The sequence below is a fragment of the Rhodococcus chondri genome, assembly GCF_036327435.1.
Taxonomy (GTDB): Bacteria; Actinomycetota; Actinomycetes; order Mycobacteriales; family Mycobacteriaceae; genus Rhodococcus; species Rhodococcus chondri.
Genome location: NZ_JAUZMZ010000034.1, coordinates 16,178 through 36,030 on the forward strand (window position 1 = coordinate 16,178; position 19,853 = coordinate 36,030).

The 19,853-nt window shown below is 65.2% G+C and carries 28 protein-coding genes; 5 read left to right on the plus strand and 23 right to left on the minus strand.

Annotated features, from left to right (window positions below):
- Positions 1-13: 13 nt before the first annotated feature.
- The 18 genes from rplR to rpsJ all read right to left on the minus strand — a co-directional run bounded on the left by rplR (position 14) and on the right by rpsJ (position 8,577).
- Positions 14-421, minus strand: a complete 408-nt coding sequence (rplR, locus tag Q8814_RS08595; RefSeq protein WP_330151592.1) for a 50S ribosomal protein L18 — start codon at positions 419-421, stop codon at positions 14-16.
- A gap of 2 nt (positions 422-423) precedes the next feature.
- Positions 424-963, minus strand: a complete 540-nt coding sequence (gene rplF, locus Q8814_RS08600; RefSeq protein ID WP_330151593.1) for a 50S ribosomal protein L6 — start codon at positions 961-963, stop codon at positions 424-426.
- A gap of 14 nt (positions 964-977) precedes the next feature.
- A complete protein-coding gene (rpsH, locus tag Q8814_RS08605; RefSeq protein ID WP_330151594.1) occupies positions 978-1,376 on the minus strand; it encodes a 30S ribosomal protein S8 in 399 nt (132 codons plus the stop codon).
- Between the two features lie 168 nt (positions 1,377-1,544).
- A complete protein-coding gene (locus Q8814_RS08610) occupies positions 1,545-1,730 on the minus strand; it encodes a type Z 30S ribosomal protein S14 (RefSeq protein WP_006554598.1) in 186 nt (61 codons plus the stop codon).
- A gap of 4 nt (positions 1,731-1,734) precedes the next feature.
- A complete protein-coding gene (gene rplE, locus Q8814_RS08615) occupies positions 1,735-2,301 on the minus strand; it encodes a 50S ribosomal protein L5 (protein WP_330151595.1) in 567 nt (188 codons plus the stop codon).
- Position 2,302: 1 nt separating this feature from the next.
- Positions 2,303-2,620 carry a 50S ribosomal protein L24 gene (gene rplX, locus Q8814_RS08620; protein WP_330151596.1) on the minus strand — a complete coding sequence of 106 codons (318 nt, stop codon included), beginning with the start codon at positions 2,618-2,620 and terminating at the stop codon, positions 2,303-2,305.
- Positions 2,620-2,988, minus strand: a complete 369-nt coding sequence (gene rplN / locus Q8814_RS08625) for a 50S ribosomal protein L14 (protein ID WP_330151597.1) — start codon at positions 2,986-2,988, stop codon at positions 2,620-2,622. Before rplN ends, rplX begins: the two co-directional genes overlap by 1 nt.
- 298 nt (positions 2,989-3,286) lie before the next feature.
- Positions 3,287-3,571: a 30S ribosomal protein S17 gene (gene rpsQ, locus Q8814_RS08630; RefSeq protein ID WP_330151598.1), complete on the minus strand. Its 285-nt coding sequence runs from the start codon at positions 3,569-3,571 to the stop codon at positions 3,287-3,289.
- The gene (gene rpmC / locus Q8814_RS08635; RefSeq protein WP_330151599.1) at positions 3,568-3,804 is read right to left on the minus strand and encodes a 50S ribosomal protein L29; all 237 of its coding nucleotides are present in this window, start codon (positions 3,802-3,804) and stop codon (positions 3,568-3,570) included. The genes rpsQ and rpmC overlap by 4 nt, the downstream gene beginning before the upstream one ends.
- A complete protein-coding gene (gene rplP / locus Q8814_RS08640; RefSeq protein ID WP_330151600.1) occupies positions 3,804-4,220 on the minus strand; it encodes a 50S ribosomal protein L16 in 417 nt (138 codons plus the stop codon). The genes rpmC and rplP overlap by 1 nt, the downstream gene beginning before the upstream one ends.
- Before the next feature lie 3 nt (positions 4,221-4,223).
- A complete protein-coding gene (gene rpsC, locus Q8814_RS08645) occupies positions 4,224-5,021 on the minus strand; it encodes a 30S ribosomal protein S3 (RefSeq protein WP_330151601.1) in 798 nt (265 codons plus the stop codon).
- The gene (gene rplV, locus Q8814_RS08650; RefSeq protein WP_330151602.1) at positions 5,021-5,422 is read right to left on the minus strand and encodes a 50S ribosomal protein L22; all 402 of its coding nucleotides are present in this window, start codon (positions 5,420-5,422) and stop codon (positions 5,021-5,023) included. Before rplV ends, rpsC begins: the two co-directional genes overlap by 1 nt.
- Positions 5,419-5,700, minus strand: a complete 282-nt coding sequence (gene rpsS, locus Q8814_RS08655; RefSeq protein WP_330151603.1) for a 30S ribosomal protein S19 — start codon at positions 5,698-5,700, stop codon at positions 5,419-5,421. Before rpsS ends, rplV begins: the two co-directional genes overlap by 4 nt.
- 14 nt (positions 5,701-5,714) lie before the next feature.
- Complete coding sequence (gene rplB / locus Q8814_RS08660; RefSeq protein ID WP_330151604.1) at positions 5,715-6,551, minus strand: 50S ribosomal protein L2; 837 nt, start codon at positions 6,549-6,551, stop codon at positions 5,715-5,717.
- Between the two features lie 39 nt (positions 6,552-6,590).
- Positions 6,591-6,896: a 50S ribosomal protein L23 gene (rplW, locus tag Q8814_RS08665; RefSeq protein WP_330151605.1), complete on the minus strand. Its 306-nt coding sequence runs from the start codon at positions 6,894-6,896 to the stop codon at positions 6,591-6,593.
- Entirely contained in the window at positions 6,893-7,576 is a 684-nt protein-coding gene (gene rplD / locus Q8814_RS08670; RefSeq protein WP_330151606.1) for a 50S ribosomal protein L4, read from the minus strand. Before rplD ends, rplW begins: the two co-directional genes overlap by 4 nt.
- Positions 7,573-8,226: a 50S ribosomal protein L3 gene (gene rplC / locus Q8814_RS08675; protein WP_330151607.1), complete on the minus strand. Its 654-nt coding sequence runs from the start codon at positions 8,224-8,226 to the stop codon at positions 7,573-7,575. The genes rplD and rplC overlap by 4 nt, the downstream gene beginning before the upstream one ends.
- A 45-nt stretch (positions 8,227-8,271) precedes the next feature.
- Positions 8,272-8,577 carry a 30S ribosomal protein S10 gene (gene rpsJ / locus Q8814_RS08680; RefSeq protein ID WP_003938093.1) on the minus strand — a complete coding sequence of 102 codons (306 nt, stop codon included), beginning with the start codon at positions 8,575-8,577 and terminating at the stop codon, positions 8,272-8,274.
- An 806-nt stretch (positions 8,578-9,383) separates the two neighbouring features.
- On the opposite strand from rpsJ, the gene Q8814_RS08685 reads away from it, so the two are divergent.
- From Q8814_RS08685 to Q8814_RS08700, 4 genes are all read left to right on the plus strand, one after another.
- Positions 9,384-10,079, plus strand: a complete 696-nt coding sequence (locus tag Q8814_RS08685) for a GntR family transcriptional regulator (RefSeq protein WP_330151608.1) — start codon at positions 9,384-9,386, stop codon at positions 10,077-10,079.
- A 133-nt stretch (positions 10,080-10,212) separates the two neighbouring features.
- Complete coding sequence (locus tag Q8814_RS08690) at positions 10,213-11,217, plus strand: ATP-binding cassette domain-containing protein (RefSeq protein ID WP_330151609.1); 1,005 nt, start codon at positions 10,213-10,215, stop codon at positions 11,215-11,217.
- A complete protein-coding gene (locus Q8814_RS08695; protein ID WP_330151610.1) occupies positions 11,214-12,065 on the plus strand; it encodes an ABC transporter permease in 852 nt (283 codons plus the stop codon). The genes Q8814_RS08690 and Q8814_RS08695 overlap by 4 nt, the downstream gene beginning before the upstream one ends.
- A 4-nt stretch (positions 12,066-12,069) precedes the next feature.
- Positions 12,070-12,942, plus strand: coding sequence for an ABC transporter permease (locus Q8814_RS08700; protein WP_408015865.1), 873 nt, complete (start codon positions 12,070-12,072; stop codon positions 12,940-12,942).
- Here Q8814_RS08700 and Q8814_RS08705 read toward each other — a convergent pair.
- The 3 genes from Q8814_RS08705 to Q8814_RS08715 all read right to left on the minus strand — a co-directional run bounded on the left by Q8814_RS08705 (position 12,915) and on the right by Q8814_RS08715 (position 16,648).
- Complete coding sequence (locus Q8814_RS08705) at positions 12,915-13,823, minus strand: glycosyltransferase (protein WP_330151611.1); 909 nt, start codon at positions 13,821-13,823, stop codon at positions 12,915-12,917. The genes Q8814_RS08700 and Q8814_RS08705 overlap by 28 nt on opposite strands.
- A gap of 178 nt (positions 13,824-14,001) precedes the next feature.
- Positions 14,002-15,012: an alpha/beta hydrolase gene (locus Q8814_RS08710; RefSeq protein ID WP_330151612.1), complete on the minus strand. Its 1,011-nt coding sequence runs from the start codon at positions 15,010-15,012 to the stop codon at positions 14,002-14,004.
- Positions 15,013-15,295: 283 nt separating this feature from the next.
- Positions 15,296-16,648 carry a wax ester/triacylglycerol synthase domain-containing protein gene (locus tag Q8814_RS08715; RefSeq protein WP_330151613.1) on the minus strand — a complete coding sequence of 451 codons (1,353 nt, stop codon included), beginning with the start codon at positions 16,646-16,648 and terminating at the stop codon, positions 15,296-15,298.
- Between the two features lie 349 nt (positions 16,649-16,997).
- Here Q8814_RS08715 and Q8814_RS08720 point away from each other — a divergent pair, with 349 nt between their 5' ends.
- Positions 16,998-17,774, plus strand: a complete 777-nt coding sequence (locus Q8814_RS08720; RefSeq protein ID WP_330151614.1) for an SDR family NAD(P)-dependent oxidoreductase — start codon at positions 16,998-17,000, stop codon at positions 17,772-17,774.
- Positions 17,775-17,855: 81 nt separating this feature from the next.
- On the opposite strand, the gene Q8814_RS08725 is transcribed toward Q8814_RS08720, so the two are convergent.
- Together Q8814_RS08725 and Q8814_RS08730 are read right to left on the minus strand one after the other, a co-directional pair.
- Positions 17,856-18,074, minus strand: coding sequence for a hypothetical protein (locus tag Q8814_RS08725; protein WP_330151615.1), 219 nt, complete (start codon positions 18,072-18,074; stop codon positions 17,856-17,858).
- A 189-nt stretch (positions 18,075-18,263) separates the two neighbouring features.
- Positions 18,264-19,853: thioester reductase domain-containing protein (locus Q8814_RS08730; RefSeq protein ID WP_330151616.1), on the minus strand; the 1,590-nt coding region annotated here is incomplete at its 5' end.

Genomic DNA, 19,853 nt, shown 5'->3' on the forward strand with positions numbered 1-19,853 from the left:
GAAAAAGTGATCATCAGAACTTCAACCCGCTTTCGCGAGCCGCGTCCGCGAGGGCCGCGATGCGGCCGCTGTAGGTGTGACCGCCGCGGTCGAAGACCACAGCTTCCACGCCGGCAGCCTTCGCGCGCTCGGCGATCAGCTGACCGACCTTCGCGCCGCGAGCCTTCTTGTCGCCCTCGACAGCGCGCACATCGGGTTCGATGGTCGACGCTGCGGCGAGGGTCGTGCCGGTCAGGTCGTTGACCAGCTGCACGTGCAGGTGGCGCGACGACCGGTTCACGACGAGACGCGGACGCTCGGCGGTGCCGGAGATCTTCTTGCGAAGACGGAAGTGACGACGCGTCTTCGACAGTCGACGCGTCGTGGACGCGTCCTTGCCACGCGGGATGCGCTTGGCCTTCTGGTTCTCTGTCTGGCTCATGATCACTTACCCGTCTTTCCGACCTTGCGACGGACCTGCTCACCCTCGTAGCGGATGCCCTTGCCCTTGTACGGGTCGGACTTCCGCAGACGACGGATGTTGGCCGCGATCTGGCCGACCTTCTGCTTGTCGATTCCCGTGATCGAGAATTTCGTGGGCGTCTCGACGGCGAACGTGATGCCCTCGGGTGCCTCGATCAGCACGGGGTGGCTGTAGCCGAGCGAGAACTCGAGGTCCTTGCCCTTCAGTGCCACGCGGTAGCCGACGCCGAAGATTTCCATCTTCGTGGTGTAGCCCTCGGTCACACCGACGATGAGGTTCTGTACCAGCGTCCGCGACAGGCCGTGCAGCGACCGGCTGCGACGCTCGTCGTTGGGACGGCTGACGTTGAGCAGGCCGTCGTCGCCCTTGGCGATGGTGATCGGCTCGGAGATCGTCAGCGACAGGTTGCCCTTGGGCCCCTTCACTGCGACGTTCTGGCCGTCGATGTTCACCTCGACCCCGGCGGGGACGGTAACGGGGAGTTTTCCGATTCGCGACATTGTGGTGGCCTCCCTTACCAGACGTAGGCGAGGACTTCCCCGCCCACTCCGTGCTTGGCCGCCTGGCGATCGGTGAGCAGGCCGGAAGACGTGGAGATAATCGCCACGCCGAGGCCGCCCAGGACCTTGGGCAGGTTGGTGGATTTCGCGTACACGCGCAGACCGGGCTTCGACACGCGGCGCACGCCGGCAAGGCTGCGCTCACGGGAAGGCCCGTACTTGAGGTCGACGACGAGGGTCTTGCCCACCTCGGCGTCCTCGGTGCGGTAATCGGAGATGTAGCCCTCGCGCTTGAGGATCTCGGCGATGTTCACCTTGATCTTCGACGACGGGAGCTTGACCTCGTCGTGGTACGCCGTGTTGGCGTTACGCAGACGCGTCAAGAAGTCTGCGATGGGGTCGGTCATGGTCATGGTCTGACCTGTACACCTTTCTCGGTGCGGTTCCCATGCAACACCGGGTGTCCCGGCCGTGGGCCTACAGCGAACTTGGTTTCAAATAGTGGGCCGGTAGCGGAAGCTGCCGGCCCCTGACACGCGGCGGTGGGCGGAGGCGCCGAGGCGCTCCGCCCACCGTTCACGTCACCAGGAGCTCTTGTGAACCCCGGGAAGCTCACCGCGGTGTGCCATCTCACGGAGGCAGATGCGGCAGAGTCCGAACTTGCGGAACACCGAGTGGGGGCGCCCGCAGCGCTGGCAGCGGGTGTAGGCGCGCACCGCGAACTTCGGCTTCTTGTTGGCCTTGTTGACCAGTGCCTTCTTAGCCATGGGCTCAGTTCTCCTTGAACGGGAAGCCGAGGTGCTTGAGCAGGGCACGGCCTTCTTCGTTGTTGGTGGCGGTCGTCACGACGGTGATGTCCATACCGCGCGGGCGATCGATCTTGTCCACGTCGATCTCATGGAACATCGACTGCTCGTTCAGGCCGAACGTGTAGTTGCCGTTGCCGTCGAACTGGTTGCCGTTGAGGCCACGGAAGTCCCGGATACGAGGCAGCGCGATGGACACGAGACGGTCCAGGAACTCCCACATGCGGTCGCCGCGCAGGGTGACGCGCGCACCGATCGGCATGCCTTCGCGCAGCTTGAACTGGGCGATGGACTTGCGGGCCTTGCGGATCTCCGGCTTCTGACCGGTGATCAGGGCCAGGTCGTTCACGGCGCCGTTGATCAGCTTCGCGTCGCGGGCGGCGTCGCCGACACCCATGTTGACGACGACCTTCACCACGCCGGGGATCTGCATGACGTTCGCGTAGTTGTACTCGGCCTGCAGTGCGTCCTTGATCTCCGCACGGTAGCGGGCCTTCAGGCGCGGCAGGGTCTTGTTCTCGGTGGTGGTCATGTCAGATGTCCTTCCCGTTCTTCCGGGAAATCCGAACGCGCTTGCCGGTCTCCTCGTCGGTCCGGTAGCCCACGCGAGTGGGGTTGCCGTCCGAGTCGATAACCGCGACGTTGGAAACGTGGATCGAGGCCTCCTGCGTGACGATGCCCCCGGAAGAGGCACCACGCTCGTTGGCCGAGACCGCGGTGTGCTTCTTGATTCGGTTCACGCCCTCGACGAGGACACGGTTCTCCTTGGGGTAGGCCGCGATGACCTTGCCCTTGGCACCCTTGTCCTTACCCGAGATGACGAGCACGGTGTCGCCCTTGTGCACCTTCATCACAGCACCTCCGGAGCGAGCGAAACGATCTTCATGAACCGCTTGTCGCGCAGCTCGCGACCGACGGGTCCGAAGATACGAGTGCCACGCGGATCGTTGTCACCCTTGATGATGACGGCGGCGTTCTCGTCGAACTTGATGTACGAGCCGTCCGGCCGACGGCGCTCCTTGGTGGTGCGCACGATAACGGCCTTGACGACCTCGCCCCGCTTGATGTTGCCGCCGGGGATGGCGTCCTTGACGGTGGCGACGATGATGTCACCGACACCGGCGTAGCGACGTGACGAGCCACCGAGAACGCGGATGCAGAGAATCTCCTTGGCACCCGTGTTGTCGGCGACGCGCACTCGCGACTCCTGCTGGATCACTTACTTCTCCTTGACCTGGATTGGTATGCACGTCAGATTTCCGACCTGGACGTACGCGGTCGTCGGCTGCCCGAGGCTCACGTGCGAAAGACACACGGGTCCCCCAGGCAACCCGTCCAGAGTAGGCCATATACAGGATGCGGGGCAAACTAGCGAACTGTGAGCTCGCTCGCCTCGCACCGATCGTGACGGCCTCGGCCGGCATCGACGGCACCGGAAAGTGCGACGGCACCCTCCCGTCCGTTGAAGGATGGTGAGGGTGCCGTGCATCGATCGCGTGTCGAGTGGATCGGGAAGGCTACTTGGCCTTCTCGAGCACCTCGACCAGACGCCAGCGCTTCGACGCGGACAGCGGACGGGTCTCCATCAGCTGCACGCGGTCGCCGATGCCGGCGAGTCCGTTCTCGTCGTGCGCCTTCACCTTCGAGGTACGGCGGATGATCTTGCCGTACAGCGGGTGCTTCACACGGTCCTCGAGCTCGACCACGATGGTCTTTTCCATCTTGTCCGAGACGACGTAGCCGATGCGAACCTTGCGGCTGGCGCGCTCTTCGTTCTGGGTCACTGCCTTATCCTCACTCATGCCACGTCACCCGCATCCGGGCCGGAGGCCAATCCGAGCTCACGCTCACGCAGCACCGTGTAGATACGGGCGATCTCAGTGCGCACGGTGCGCAGCCGGCGGTTGTTGTCCAGCTGGCCGGTGGCCATCTGGAAGCGAAGGTTGAACAGCTCTTCCTTGGCCTCACGAACCTTGGCGGCCAATTCTTCGTCGTTCAACTCGCGGAGCTCCGCGGCGGGGGTACCGGTAGCCATCAGAACTGCTCCTCCCTCGTCACGATCCTGCACTTGCACGGGAGCTTGTGCATCGCGCGACGCAGGGCCTCGCGGGCGATCTCCTCGTTCGGGTAGCTCATCTCGAACAGCACGCGACCGGGCTTGACGTTCGCGACCCACCACTCGGGCGAGCCCTTACCGGAACCCATGCGGGTTTCGGCCGGCTTCTTCGTGAGGGGGCGATCCGGGAAGATGTTGATCCAGATCTTGCCGCCACGCTTGATGTGCCGGGTCATGGCGATACGAGCGGACTCGATCTGCCGGTTGGTGATGTAGGCCGGCTCGAGAGCCTGGATGCCGAAGTCACCGAAGGTCACCTGGGTTCCGCCCTTGGCGGCACCCGTACGGCTCGGATGGTGCTGCTTGCGGTGTTTGACCCGCCGTGGGATCAACATGCGTCAGCCCTCCTTGTTCTCTGTCGAAGCGGGCGCATCCGCCGACGCGGCGCGGCCGGCGTCGGTGCTGGTCGCAGTGGTGCCCGAGGCACCGGAGCGACGCGGACGGCTCGGACGCTCACGGCGCGGACGATCTGCCGGAGCAGCCGCCGCAGCAGCGAGTTCACGACGTCCACCGACGATGTCGCCCTTGTAGATCCAAACCTTCACGCCGATGCGGCCGAAGGTGGTCTTCGCCTCGTACAGGCCGTAGTCGATGTCCGCACGCAGGGTGTGCAGCGGAACGCGACCCTCGCGGTAGAACTCCGAGCGAGACATCTCGGCGCCGCCGAGGCGACCCGAGCACTGCACACGGATGCCCTTGACGTTCGGCTGACGCATGGCCGACTGGATGGCCTTGCGCATCGCACGACGGAACGCGACACGGTTCGAGAGCTGCTCGGCGACGCCCTGCGCCACCAGCTGAGCCTCGGACTCCGAGTTCTTGACCTCGAGGATGTTCAGCTGGACCTGCTTGCCGGTCAGCTTCTCGAGTGCGGCACGGATGCGATCGGCTTCGGCGCCGCGGCGGCCGATGACGATGCCCGGGCGTGCGGTGTGGATATCCACCCGCACCCGGTCGCGGGTGCGCTCGATCTCGACCTTCGCGATGCCCGCGCGCTCGAGGCCGGAGGCCAGGAACTTACGGATCGCGACGTCTTCCTTGACGTACTCCGAGTACTGCTTGTCGGCGTACCAGCGCGACTTCCAGTCGGTGGTGATGCCGAGACGGAAGCCGTGCGGGTTGATTTTCTGGCCCACTACTGAGCTCCCTTCCGGCGGTTACGAGTGGACGAATTCGCCCGGGACGCGACGCTTTCCACGACCACGGTGATGTGGCTCGACCGCTTGCGGATGCGGAACGCACGGCCCTGAGCACGCGGCTGGAACCGCTTGAGGGTGGTGCCCTCGTCCACGTACGCCGTCGCGACGACGAGGGTGCTCGGGTCGAGGTTCAGGTTGTTCTGCGCGTTGGCGGCGGCCGACGCGATCACCTTGGCGACCGGCTCGGCCGCGGACTGCGGCGCGAACTTGAGGATTGCGAGTGCTTCCTCGACGGACTTACCGCGAACGATGTCGACTACGCGGCGCGCTTTCATCGGGGTCACGCGCACGTGGCGCGCAACTGCCCGAGCGCTGGGGTTGGTGGTTTCAGTGCTCATCGACGCTTGCTCTTCCGGTCGTCCTTGATGTGGCCCTTGAACGTACGGGTCGGCGCGAATTCGCCGAGCTTGTGTCCGACCATCGCGTCCGAAATGAACACCGGCACGTGCTTGCGACCGTCATGGACGGCGAAGGTGTGACCGATGAAATCGGGCAGGATGGTGGAGCGGCGCGACCAGGTCTTGATGACCTGCTTGGTGCCCTTTTCGTTCTGCAGATCCACCTTCGCCAGGAGGTGGTCGTCGACGAACGGGCCCTTCTTGAGGCTGCGTGGCATTCTCTAACTCCCTCCTAGCGCTTGTTCTTGCCGGTACGGCGACGACGGACGATCAGCTTGTCGGACGCCTTGTTCTTACGGGTGCGGCCCTCGGGCTTGCCCCACGGGCTGACCGGGTGGCGACCACCGGAGGTCTTGCCCTCGCCACCACCGTGCGGGTGGTCGACCGGGTTCATGACCACACCACGGACGGTCGGGCGCTTGCCCTTCCACCGCATGCGGCCTGCCTTGCCCCAGTTGATGTTCGACTGCTCGGCGTTGCCGACCTCGCCGACGGTGGCGCGGCAGCGCACGTCGACGCGACGGATCTCGCCGGAGGGCATACGCAGCGTGGCGTAGGTGCCTTCCTTACCGAGGAGCTGGATGCTCGCGCCGGCGGAGCGGGCCATCTTCGCGCCGCCACCCGGACGCAGCTCGACCGCGTGGATGGTGGTACCCGTCGGGATGTTGCGCAGCGGCAGGTTGTTACCCGGCTTGATGTCGGCCGTGGGGCCGGACTCGATCGGGGCGCCCTGCATCAGGCCCTTGGGGGCGATGATGTAACGCTTCTCGCCGTCCACGTAGTGGAGCAGCGCGATGCGGGCGGTGCGGTTGGGGTCGTACTCGATGTGAGCGACCTTGGCCGGCACGCCGTCCTTGTCGTTGCGACGGAAATCGATCAAGCGGTAGGCGCGCTTGTGTCCGCCACCCTTGTGCCGCGTGGTGATACGACCGTGCGCGTTGCGTCCACCGCGACCGTGCAGCGGGCGAACCAGCGACTTCTCGGGCGTCGACCGAGTGATCTCGGCGAAGTCCGACACACTGGAGCCACGACGGCCCGGCGTAGTCGGCTTGTACTTACGGATTGCCATGAGTCTTCTCGTCCTCTATCTCTCGCGAGTACCGGTCGCCTAGGCGACCGGGCCTCCGAAGATCTCGATGGGCTTGCTGTCGGCCGCGAGGGTCACGAGCGCGCGCTTGGTGTCCTTGCGCTTGCCGTAACCGAAGCGGGTCCGCTTGCGCTTGCCCTGACGGTTGGCGGTGTTGACGCTGCTCACCTTGACGCCGAAGACCTTCTCGACGGCAATCTTGATCTGCGTCTTGTTCGAGTCCGGGTGCACCAGGAAGGTGTAGGTGCCGTCCTCCATCAGTCCGTAGGACTTCTCGGAGATGACCGGAGCCAGCAGGATGTCGCGCGGATCTGCGATCGTGCTCACTTGCTCTCCTCCTTGACTTCCTGGGCGGACTCGGCCGGCCCGTGGATGAACGCGTTGAGCGCCTCGACGCTGAACACGACGTCGTCGCTGTAGAGCACGTCGTAGGTGTTGAGCTGATCCGGCGCGATCGGGTGGACGTTCGGCAGGTTCTGCACGCTCTTCCACGCTGCGACGTCGGCGCGACCGACAACGAGCAGCACGTTCTTGCGATCGGTCAGCTCACCGAGGAAGCCGCGTGCCGTCTTCGTCGACGGGGCCTGCCCGGAGACGAGTTCGGTGATCACGTGGATGCGCTCGCTGCGCGCCCGGTCGGAGAGGGCACCGCGCAGGGCGGCTGCCTTCATCTTCTTGGGGGTGCGCTGGCTGTAGTCGCGCGGCTTCGGGCCGTGGACGACGCCGCCGCCGACGAACTGAGGAGCGCGGGTCGAGCCCTGACGGGCGCGGCCGGTGCCCTTCTGCCGGTACGGCTTCTTGCCACCGCCGCGGACTTCACCGCGGGTCTTGGTGGAGTGCGTGCCCTGGCGTGCGGCAGCGAGCTGCGCGACGACGACCTGGTGCAGCAGTGCGATGTTCGCCGGTGCGTCGAAGATCTCCGAAGGAAGATCGATGGTGCCGTTGGTCTTGCCACCCGGCGCCTTGACGTCCAGCGTCAGCTTGGTTGCGGTCTCGGTGCTGGTCATGCCCGTGCACCACCCTTCACTGCGGTCTTGACGATCACGAGGCCGCCCTTGCGGCCGGGGATCGCGCCCTTGATCAGCAGCAGGCCGTTCTCGGCATCCACCTTGTGGACCGAGAGGTTCTGCGTCGTGATGCGGTCGGAGCCCATCCGGCCGGACATGCGCGTGCCCTTGAACACGCGGCCCGGAGTGGCGCAGCCACCGATGGAGCCCGGACGACGGTGCACAGCCTGCGTACCGTGCGATGCACCCTGGCCGGCGAAGCCGTGACGCTTCATGGTGCCGGCGAACCCTTTGCCCTTGGAGGTTCCGGTGACGTCGACGAATGCGCCGTCCTCGAAGACCTCTGCGGTGAGTTCCTGGCCGACCTCGAACTCCGAGGTGTCCTCCACCCGAAGCTCCACGAGGTGGCGGCGCGGGGTCACGCCGGCCTTGTCGAACTGGCCACGGATCGGCTTGATGACCTTGCGGGGCGCAATGGCACCGAACGCGAGCTGCACGGCGTTGTAGCCGTCGCGCTCTTCGGTGCGAATCTGCGTGACCACGTTGGGTCCGGCCTTGACGACGGTGACCGGAACGACCCGGTTGTTCTCGTCGAAGACCTGGGTCATGCCGAGCTTGGTGCCCAGGATTCCCTTGATCTGGTTAGTCATGTGTTGTCTCCGCTGCGTCTTTCACAAGCTCGCTGTACTCGAATGTCACTGAATGTTGACGTCGACGCTGGCCGGGAGGTCGATGCGCATGAGCGCGTCGACGGTCTTCGGCGTCGGGTCGAGGATGTCGATCAGCCGCTTGTGCGTCCGCATCTCGAAGTGCTCGCGCGAGTCCTTGTACTTGTGCGGCGAGCGGATGACGCAGTACACATTCTTTTCAGTGGGCAACGGCACCGGGCCGACCACGCGGGCACCCGTACGGGTAACCGTCTCGACGATCTTGCGCGCAGACGCGTCGATCGCCTCGTGGTCATAGGCCTTGAGCCTGATGCGGATCTTCTGTCCCGCCACGCTTAGTGTCCTTTTCTTGCCGCGTTTCGTAGTCCCGATCGAGCCGGGTACCACCTCGTCTGCACAGTTCCGAACGGAACGGCGACACAGAACAGCACTCGATACACTTCGCGATCCGGGACGTACCCGATCCGCTGCCGCTGTTCATCTGTCATTGTTCTCCGGTCCACGCGGTCGGGCGTGTCGCACTGCCGCTTTTCATCCGGCGTCGAAGCTCTCGCTCGACACCGCACAAACGGGACCGGATGCGCTCACATATGAGCGCACGTAGGTTCTGCTTCCGTCTTGCATGTGGCCGCGACCAGGCCGTCAGGCTCGATCCACGACTGTCACGTCCATCCCTGGCCGAGCCGCGAAACATCCATGGCCCGGTCAAGGCAACCCGACTAGTATGCAGGAGCAGGGCTCAGAGTTCAACTCCTGCTCAGATGCGAGTTCGACCACAACCCGTGGGCCTCGGAGACCCTTCGGGCGCCCCAGCCTATCGCGTTCATCGGCAGCGTCCGCAGCGGCGACGTCGAGGCCCTGCAAGTCCGTCCGGCACGCCATCGCCACCGCTGCCGACACCTCGATCGCACCGAGATCCACCTGCGCGCGAATCCCACTGATACCTTCGCCGATCCCGCAGTCGATCACGTTCGCGCACAAGACAATCCGGCCCCGGCATCGCGGCGACCCCGAAGCTGCCACGGGGGCCCGGCGCGGGTTCGATCCCGGATCGCCGCACTGTGACCCAGCGCACGGTCCGCACCGCCGATGCGCGATAATCCCACGAATCGAACGCCACGGAACCCGGAGGAGTACCCATGGAATCGTCGGCCCGGTCCGGCCCGCCGGGCAGACGTGCGCCGCGGCGACGGCCGCAATTGTCCGACGACGTCGCCGTCCATGTGCGGAATCTGATCATGTCGGGGGGCGTCCGGCCCGGTGATTTCATCCGGTTGGACGAAACCGCGGCAGATCTCGGGGTGAGCGTCACCCCTGTACGCGAAGCCTTGCTCACCCTGCGCGGTGAGGGCCTGGTGGAGCTGGTCCCCCACCGCGGCTACGTCGTCGCGCCGCTCAGCCGCGCCGACATCGACGACCTGTTCTGGCTCCAGGGCCGCATCGCGGAGAAACTCGCCCGGCGCGCCGCGACCGCGATCACTCCCGACGCGCTGACCGAACTGATCGACATCAACGCGCAGTTCGCGGACGCCGTCCGCGTCGGGGACGCTGCGCGAATCGAACACCTCGAGTTCACGTTCCACCGCACCCTCAACAGGGTCGCCGACGCGCGGAAGCTCGCGTGGTTCCTCCACAACACCACCCGATACACCCCGGTGCAGTTCTACTCGTCGGATCGAGACTGGGGGCTGGAGGCGGTAGCCGCACACGATCGCATCCTCGAGGCCTTGCGCTCCTCGGACGCCGAAGCTGCCGGGTTCGAAACCGCCCGCCACTTCACCGACGGCGCACGTCGCCTCGTACGTCACCTCGACCGCATGGGGATCTGGAGCTGATTCCCGTTTCGCAGACCCCGGTCCGCGCGCCGTCCGACCGGTAACATTCCGACGCGACGGCGGGACACTGTCGTCGACGGGCCACAACCGAGTCCCGGACCCGGGCCGGATCCGAGTACGACGGCAGGTGTTCATGCTGAGCTACCAGGACCAGTCAGTTCTCGTGGAGGACGTTCACAAGTCCTACGGCGACGTCCACGCGCTGAAAGGCATCAGTTTTTCGGCGCCCGCCGGGTCCGTCCTGGGCATTCTCGGCCCGAACGGCGCCGGCAAAACCACCATGGTCAAGGTCCTGTCCACCCTCGTCCGGCCCACGCGCGGCCGTGCCGTGGTCGCGGGTCACGACGTGGTTGCGGAGCCCGCCGCGGTCCGGCGCTCGATCATGATGACCGGGCAGTTCGCGGCTCTCGACGAAACCCTCACCGGTCGCGAGAACCTGATCCTGTTCGGTCGGCTGATGGGCCTCGACCGTGCCTCGGCACGCCATCGTGCCGACGAGCTGCTGCGCGAGTTCGATCTCGTCGACGCCGGTCGTCGTCCGGTGAAGGGGTATTCGGGTGGCATGCGGCGGCGCGTCGACATTGCGTGCGGATTGGTGGTGCGCCCGGAGGTCGTGTTCCTCGACGAACCCACCACCGGCCTCGACCCACGGAGCAGGCAAGGCGTATGGGCGCTCGTGTCGGCTCTGAAGAACCAGGGCATCACCGTGCTCCTGACCACCCAGTATCTCGAAGAAGCCGACGTCCTGAGCGACAACATCATCGTCATCGACAAGGGCACCGTCATCGCCGAGGGCACCGCGAACGAATTGAAGGCGTCCACGGGTGGGAGCTACTGCGAAATCGTCCCGGTCGAGCCGCAGGCGGTGCCGCGGCTCGTCGAAGCGCTCGGGGACATGGTTCCGTCCGATATCCGCGCCGAACTGGCGTCGCCGGGCGATCACGACCGCGTCTCGATCCCGGCAGGGGACGGTGCGGCGACTCTGACCGAGGTACTGCGCCGGGTCGAGCCCCTGCAGATCGAACTCGCCGACATCGGGTTGCGACGCCCCTCGCTCGACGACGTGTTCCTGAGTCTGACGGGGCACACCGCGTCGGCCGCGGTATCTCCGTCTCCGGCAGTGGAGGGCGCTCCGTGACGGTTCACACGAAAGGCCACGCCGCGCACGGGACGAACACCGACGTCCACTTCTCGCTCCCCGACAGGCGGGCCGGCACGCACCGGCGTGCGGAACCGTCCGCGGTGAACCAATGGTCGGCGCTGACCTCGCGCACCCTGCGCACCATGGCGCGCTCCGGCGAATTCGTCCTCGCGGTCCTCGCGCCGTTCGTCTTCGGCTTGGGTTTCTATCTGCCGCTCAAGTTCGTGATGCAGCTCCAGGGCATCGACTACGCGCAGTTCCTGATGCCGATCATCGTGCTGCAGTCGATGGCGTTCACCGCGATCTCCGCGGCCCAATTGGCCGCCCAGGAGGCCGCGACCGGCCTCACGACCCGACTGCAGACGATGCCCGTGTTCGCGGTCGTTCCGATGATGTCCCGGATGGCCAGTTCGTTGGTGCGGTCGGTGCTCTCCCTGATCGCCGCGATCGGATTCGGATACCTGATCGGGTTCCGGTTCTCGGCAGGGCTCGGCCAGGCGGCACTGTTCGGTGCGACCGCGCTGGTAGTCAGTCTGGTGTTGTGCCTGGGCGCCGACGCGATCGGCAGTCTGTCCAAGAGTCCCGAGGCCACGTCGCAGGCGCTGACACTGCCACAGTTGATTCTCGGCATGCTCTCGTGCGGTTTCGTCCCGGAAGAGGGGTTTCCCGAGTGGATTCGTCCGTTCGTCCGCAACCAGCCGATCTCCCAGTTCTCGTTCGCGATGCGCGACATGGCGCAGGACGGGGTCACGTGGGAAGTGTTCTTCCCGACCCTGCTGTGGTTGATCGGACTGTCACTGGTGTGCGTTCCGCTGGCCGTGTGGGCGAACACGAGACGTGGGTGAACCGATGAGCGAGACAACAGATCCGGCCGCGCCGTCCACGATGGAGCGTACGACGGCAAACCCGGCATTCACCTACCCGCTGCCCACCCGCGCCCGCGACGAACGCTCTCTCGGCGCGTTGTGGGAGCACAGCCGCCTCCAGTGCGGCCGCTTGCTGACCCGGTGGGCGCGGGATCCCGCCACCATGATCCAGGCCCTGATCTACCCCGCACTGACCCTGCTCATGTTCCGAATAGTGCTCGGCGACAGCATCACCGCTGTGACAGGTCAACCGTCGATCTTCGGCACGGTCCCGATGATCGTGCTCGTCGGCGCGATGTTCGGGTCCGTGGTGAGCGCCGTCGAGTTGCGCGGCGAACGGGAATCGGGACTGCTGGGCCGGTTCTACACGCTGCCGATGCATCGTTCCGCCGGCCTGGTGGGCCGGATGATGGCGGAAGCGGTACGTGTCCTGGTGACGTCGGCGGTGATCTTCGCAGTGGGCCTTGCGCTCGGATTCCGGTTCACGCAGGGATTTGCCGCCACCATCCTGATCTTCCTGGTACCGATCATGTTCGGCATCGGGTTCGCGCTGATGGTGACCGTCCTGGCGACACTGCAGGTGAAGATCCCTCTGGTCGAGATGGTGTCGATCGTGTCCAGCCTGCTGATGTTCTTCAACTCGGGTTTCGTGCCGGTAATGGCCTATCCGACATGGCTGCAGCCGATCGTCGAGAATCAGCCGATGTCGTGCGCGATCGACACGATGCGCGCGCTAGCGCTCGGTGGTCCGCTGGCCGAACCCCTGCTGAAAACGATCGCCTGGTCGGTCGGCGCGGTGGTCCTCTTCGCGGTGCCGGCGGCACGCGGCTATCGGCGCGCGGCGCAAACCGGGTGACGGCGCCCGTCCTCTGCCGGACCGGCCACGGGCAGACTTCTCTCCCCACCACCGACGAACGCCTTCCTCGCTGAGAACCGCTTGGTTGCGGGGTCGTACGGGCGGTACGCAAGCCATACCACCAGATGGCCCAGCCAATGCACGGCGACCGCCAGGCGGAAGCGCGCGCCGACGACACCGTGCAATGTTCCTGTCGCGAGCGTGGCCTTGGTGTACGCCATGAAGTCGACGGGTGATGTGTAGGCTCGACGGGGCGAGACCTCGACTCGCATCCGGTCGAGCTGAGCAATTCCGAAACCGGCTTTGGTGAGACAGATTCCGAGGTCGAAGTCTTCGTGGATGCCCGAGTCCGCGCTGACCCGTTCACGTACCCGTTCCCATGCACGCGCGCGGATGGCCATATTGGCTCCGTGCAGGTTCGCCAGGCGCTTTTCTCCGCCGAGTATCCCCCGTTCGACCTGCCAGTCCACCACGCGCTTCTCGAGCCCCCGGTACGGAGAATCGTATGAGTCGTTCAGCCCGGTGATTCCCCCGACCGATGCGGTGTCGTCTCGGTCGAAGTAACCGATGATGGCCCGCGCCCAATTGCTCGACACTCGGGTATCTGCATCGATCCTGGCGAAGACGTCACCGGTAGCCGCTTCGAAACCCCGGTTCCGGGCGTGGGCGACACCGGGATTCGGTTCGCACAATAAACGCACTTTCGGGTTATCCAGCACAAAGCCCTGAATGATTTCACGGCTCGAGTCGGTCGAGTTGTTGTCGACCACAATGATTTCGCTCAGTTCGGCTTCCTGTGCCAGCAAGGACCGCAGGCACGACCCGATATATTCTTCCTCGTTGAACACCGGTATCACCACCGACAGGCGCGTTTTCGACATAGATGCTTAGACAAGCACACTTTCGGGGCGGAAAATACCGCCACCGACGCCACGTGTCCGACAGCACAGAGTGAAGCGCAGATTCGAGTACGCGTCCGTATTCGTGGGCGACGTCGCCGCCGTACGAACAATACGAGGGGAATGCGCTCGAAGCGCATTCCCCTCGTAAGCTCAGGCCTTACTCGGCGGCGGGATCGAGTCCGAGCGCTCTGGCGAGCACCGGCCACGAATCCTTCAGGTCGTCCTGCCAGTAGGCCCACGAGTGGGTGCCGGAGTCCCGGAAGTTGTAGGTGGCCGGGATGCCGAGCTCGCTGAGCTTGTTCTGCAGATTGTGGGTGCAGTAGTTGGTCGCTGCCTCGATCACGCCACCGACGATGACCTGGTTGGCGAGCACATCGACTTCACCGTCGATCTCCGGGCCGGTGAGCGTGTCGTAGGGGCCGGGCAGTCCGTTGCCGTTCGAGATGTACAGCTCGAGCCCGCGCAGTTCCTCGGCGTGGACGTACGGATCATTCTCGACCCACATCGGGTCGTTCGGCTCACCCCACATGTTGCGGGTATCGCCCCCGCCCCACGTCTCGACGGTCAGCTTGACGAACTGCTGGCCGATCGGATCCGAGGTCTGCGCGCAGCCGCTGTAGGCCGCAACGCCCCTGTAGAGGTCGCCGCCCTCGATCGCGAGCTGCAGGACAGAGGTGCCGGACGAGGACAGGCCGGCGATCGCGTTCACGCCGTTCGTTCCGAGAGCCGCGTCGATGAGTGGCGGGATTTCTTTCGTCAGAAAGGTTTCCCACTTGTTCACACCGAGGACCGGATCCTCTTGCTTCCAGTCCGTGTAGTAACTCCACTTGCCTCCGACCGGCGACACCACATTCAAGTTCTTGTCCTTGAAGAAGTCGATCGCATCGGTGCGGTAACGCCACGTCGCGCTGTCCTCACCGCCTCCCGCACCGTTGAGGAGATACAAGGTCGGACGCGGCTCGCTCGTGTCTGCCGGGCGCCAGACGTCGAGAAGAATTTCCTCGTCCATGGACGCCGAGTACACATAGACGAGAAGCTGCTGTTCGTCGTACTTCTCGATGCGCGTGATCCTCGAGCCGTTCTCGCTCGTCACGGTTTCGATCGGCTGAAGAGTCTCGGCCACCGGATCGGCCACCGGCTCTGCGCTCGCCGGGACAACGGCAGCCATCGTCGAAAGCAAGGCAATAGCAGCACCGGCTGTGAACACGCGCAGTCGTCCGAAGGATCCTGGCCTCGGTTGCTTCATCGGTCTTTCACCTTTTCGAGTCGAACTGCAGTGGTCACCGTGACGAGCCGGTCGGCTGTGCCGGGCATTGAGCGACAATAGCCGACGGAAGTCTACGTACAGTGACACGTGTCGCTCCAGCCGAGCAATCTGTTACCTCTTCGGTGGGGGCGTCCGAGATCGGCACCGTGGCCGCGGACATCCTCCACCAGCCGAGGATCCCGGATCAATTCACCAGATCGGATCGATTTTCTTTCGATCCCTGTAGCGCTCCGACGAGTTCGGCGAACGAATCGTCCAGCAGTTCACGAAAACGATGCGACCCGGGAATTGCGGCGCGGGTTGCAGTAAAAGAGATCGTGAGTTCGTCGCCGAGCGATGCGACAGCGAATGCGAGACCGGGCTGTACGGATACCACCCCGAAGGCCGAGATCCCGCTTCGCCCGCACATCTGCACGTCGGCAGACCCGCGGGGCACATTGGTGACGAGAGCATTCGCCGCGACGCTTGTGCCCTTCTTCACGGCGCGTCGGGTCGACGCGATCACTCGTTTCGCGGCCCACCACGGATAGTCGTCCAGCGCTGTCGTCGCCGCCAGCACCTGAGGACTGCGGCTACGACGCTTTCCGTGCATAGTTCCCGCAACGATGCCGGCGAATCGCACCAGAGGATCGGGCTCGTCTACTTGGAGGTCGACGAGGATCATGCCGAATTGGTTCGAGACCTCGTCCTTCGCCGTCGCCCGTGCGGCCACCGGCGTGAGCGACATCGGCACTGCGACCACCACCGACGATCCGTCGAGCTCATCGTGCTCCCCCAGGTACGCTCGCACGGCTCCGGCGATGACGGCCAACGCGAAATCGTTCACCGTGGCCCCGGGGAGGGCGGCCCGTGCCGCCTGCACTGTCCCGAGTGGCCACCGCGCCAGGTCGAAAACGAGATCGGCGTTGCGCGAGAGTTGGTTGAATCGATTCGGCCGCGCGGTGGGCAAGGACGGGAGCTCGCCACGAATATCGAGAGAGTCGAGTTCGGCGACCGCCTTACGGGCACGCCGCGCTGCCCGGAACATCTTCGCAAGCTGCCCCGGAAGTGCACCGACCTGACGAACGAAGCCGGGTGGCGTCATTGAGTTCTCGTCCCCGTCATCGGCACCGACCGGAGCATCGGGGGCGTCGAAGAGCTTGCGGCCGATCGCAACGGCCTCGACACCGTCACCCATCGCGTGATGAAACTTCAACGCCATGAACGTGGACCCGTCTTCGATACCGGGCACGGCACGGGATCCGGTCAGTGCGTAGATCTCCCACAGCGGCCGGCGCAGATCCATCGGTGCGGCGAGGATTCGAACCAATTCACGCCTCAAGGCGCCCCAACCGCCACCGTCGAGGTCGATGCAGTGGATGTGTTCCTCCACCCGCACGTCCGCGACCGACCGCCACGACGGATACGCCAGCGGTGTGTGGAACTCGACTACGTCCGTGAAGACCCGCGAACGGGAAAGCCGCGCGCTCACCCACTCGACGATCTCGGCGTGTTCGAGTGAATCCCCGATGTCGTCGCCGGGTCCGAAGACCCACACGTGCACGATATTTGATGTGTCCGCACTCTCGTCGTCCACAAGATGCAATGCGTGCCTCGGCGTCATCATCCGCCTCGACACAGCACGTTCGGCCCCCGCCCGCGCGCTCATGTAATTGTGTCCCTCTCGTCACTCGCAGATGGATATTGCACTGGAGAAACAGAACACTAGCGTGAGCACATGGCGAGTGCATGCCGGTTGGAATCTGCACAAAATTCTCACGACACTCGGGGCAAGTGGGTAGGATGCGCCGGCATGTTCTCGCTTCGGTCGAAGCACCCGAGCCGGTGTCCGTAGCTTGCACGCGCCGCAGCCCGCGGCTGTGTACGTATCCATTACCGTGACGTCCATGACAGATTCCGCTGCTGCACCGTCCGCGCAGGCCCGCCGCCCGATCGCGCTCGTCACGGGGCCTACCTCCGGCCTCGGGGCCTCCTTTGCCCGGGTTCTCGCCGAGCGCGGTCACGACCTGATTCTGGTTGCGCGCAATGAAGAGCGTCTCCGAACTCTGGCAAAGGAATTGGCCGACATCTATGGCGCGACCAGCGAAGTGATCGTCGCGGACCTCGCCACGGAGCTCGGCCGGGATGCCACAGCCGCCCGCCTCGCACAGGGTGTCGACGTGCTTGTGAACAATGCCGGGTTTCTCACCGACGGGGAGTTCTGGGACACGGATCTCGAACTGTTGCGAGATCAATTGGCAGTCAACGTTACTGCAGTGCTCGAACTCACTCATGCTGCGCTACCGGCGATGCGTGCCGCAGGTCGCGGCACTGTCGTCAATGTTGCCAGCGTTTCCGGATTGTTCACGGGTCCCGCATCGACGTACAGCGCGAGCAAATCGTGGGTGGTGAAGTTCTCCGAAGGGCTCGCTCACAAGCTCGCGGCCGACGGCATCCACATGGTGGCGTTGTGCCCGGGGTTCATGGACACCGAATTTCATCCTCGCGGCGGGCAGGATGTGTCCGGCGTTCCGAAGGCGTTGTGGCTCGATACCGATGATGTCGCGCGAACAGGACTCGACGATGCCGCAAACGGCCGATTCGTGAGCATTCCCGGCCGGCGCTACAAGTTGTTCACCACGTTGGATCGGATCAAGCCGCGCAGACTCGTCTGGCGCGCCTGATCCGACGCCGTTCCGCAGAAAAAGCGACGACGATGGCCCCCGAAGGGTCCATCGTCGTCGCCCGAGATCAGCGGCAGAGAATCAGCCGATCACGAAGCAGAAACCACCCACAACGGCGAAGAGGTTGCCCGGGGGGCAGTTCGGCGGAGTCACTGCGTCGGCGAGCTGATCCGGGGTCAGTCCGATGAACGGGATCGGCGCCTGCGGCACGATCGGTTGTGCCTGGGCCGCTCCCGCAGCACCGAGAACGAGTCCGGCAGCCGCAGCGCTGCCGAGCAGAACAGTGAGTGCACGACGCATCTCAGAACTCCTCCTGTAAGCGGCCGCGACGCGACCATTTGCGATAGTGGCACCGGCCCGACCCCCGAATCGCACCGCCTGCCTGTCGTGACGATACCGTAAGGGACTCATCTCCACTCCTCGGAACGTTCGGGGTCGAGCAGGACCATCGTCGGCCGCCGCTGTCCGCGGCAGCAGAACACATCGGCACTAGCGGCCGCCGTCACCGTCGCTTTCGTCGTCGAGGCTTTCGTCGTCGAGTTGCTGGAAGAACCCGGTTCCGGCGTAGTAGCCCACATAGCGACCGAGCACCTCGGCGTCCACGATCGGGCAGTCCACGCCGGTCCCGTCCAGGTACACGCGGGTCTTCTCGTCCGAGAACGTCTCGGTCTCGGCGAGGCCGGTCGCGAACTGGCCCGACACGAGCATCGCCCGCATGAGGCTGTCGTCACCGGATGCGGAAAGCTTCTCCGCCGTCGTGAACAGCGCCTCCCCGAACTCGGGCACGGTAACGGTACGGAGGTCGAACCCGTGTGCCCGCAGCTGAGTTTCGAGGTCACCCATGGAGACACGCCGCTGTGACACGAGGTGGAACGTCCCACCCCACGTCGCGGGATCCGTCGCGAGTCGGACCAGTGCCTGCGCCACGTAGTTGACCGGGACCATCGGCACCGTGCCGGTCGCGATGTCCGGGATCTTCCGCAGCGCGACGATGGCACGCACCATGTTCCAGAACGCGTCGTCGGACCCGCAGGCGCCGGTCACCACGTCACCGGTGATCAAGCCGGGCCGGTAGACGGACACCGGAATGCCCCGTTCGCCCGCGAGCCGGACCACCGCCTCACCGACCCACTTCGACTGGACGTAACCCGAACTGCCGACGCGCTCGGGCTCGAGCAGGTCGTCCTCGTCCACGACGTACGGCCGGCCGGCGTCGAGCGCAGCCTCGTCGGTGAGCACCGATCCGGTGGACACGAAATGCAACGGCTTGAGCCGCACCGTCGCCGCGAGCCGCAACAGTTCCTCCGTCGCGAGCACGTTCGGCCGGTGCAGCCGGCTGTACGTCTCGATGTGGTTGACCCGGGCCCCGTTGTGCACGATCACATCGACCTGCTCGGCGAGTTCGGCGAAGCGGGTCTCGCTCAGACCCAGCCTGTCCTGCCCGAGGTCACCGGGCACCGCGACGATGCGGTCGGCGCCGGTGTCGCGCCAGGATCCGAAGCGGCGCATCGCGTCCTCGATGCGGGCGCGACCGTGTTCGGGGGATTCCGCCCGGACCAGGCACCAAACCTGGGCGTCGGTCCGGTCGAGCAGCTCCCGCACCAGATGCGAACCGAGGAACCCGGTGGCTCCGGTCAGCAGCACGACCTCCGGTTCGATCCGCGGAGGCTGCGCACCCTCAGCGGTGATGTCGTCGGCGAGCCGCACGTGATCGGCGAACCCGGCCACGTCGGAGCCGCTGCCCTGCGGGTCGATGGCCCGGGCGAGATCCTCGACCTGCGGGTGGTCGAACAACTCCTGAACGCCGACCTCGAGACCGATCAGCTCCCGCAGCCGGTTGATCACCTTGATCACGAGCAGCGAATGCCCGCCGAGCTCGAAGAAGTCGTCGTCGAGACCGACCCGTTCGACACCGAGGATCTCGGCGAACACCGAGGCGACCGCCAACTCGATCGGTGTCGACGGCGCGCGGAACTCGCGCGCGGCGAACACAGGCGCGGGCAGCGCCCGCCGGTCCAGCTTCCCGACCGGTGTGAGGGGGATCTCGTCGAGCACGACGATCATCGCCGGAACCATATG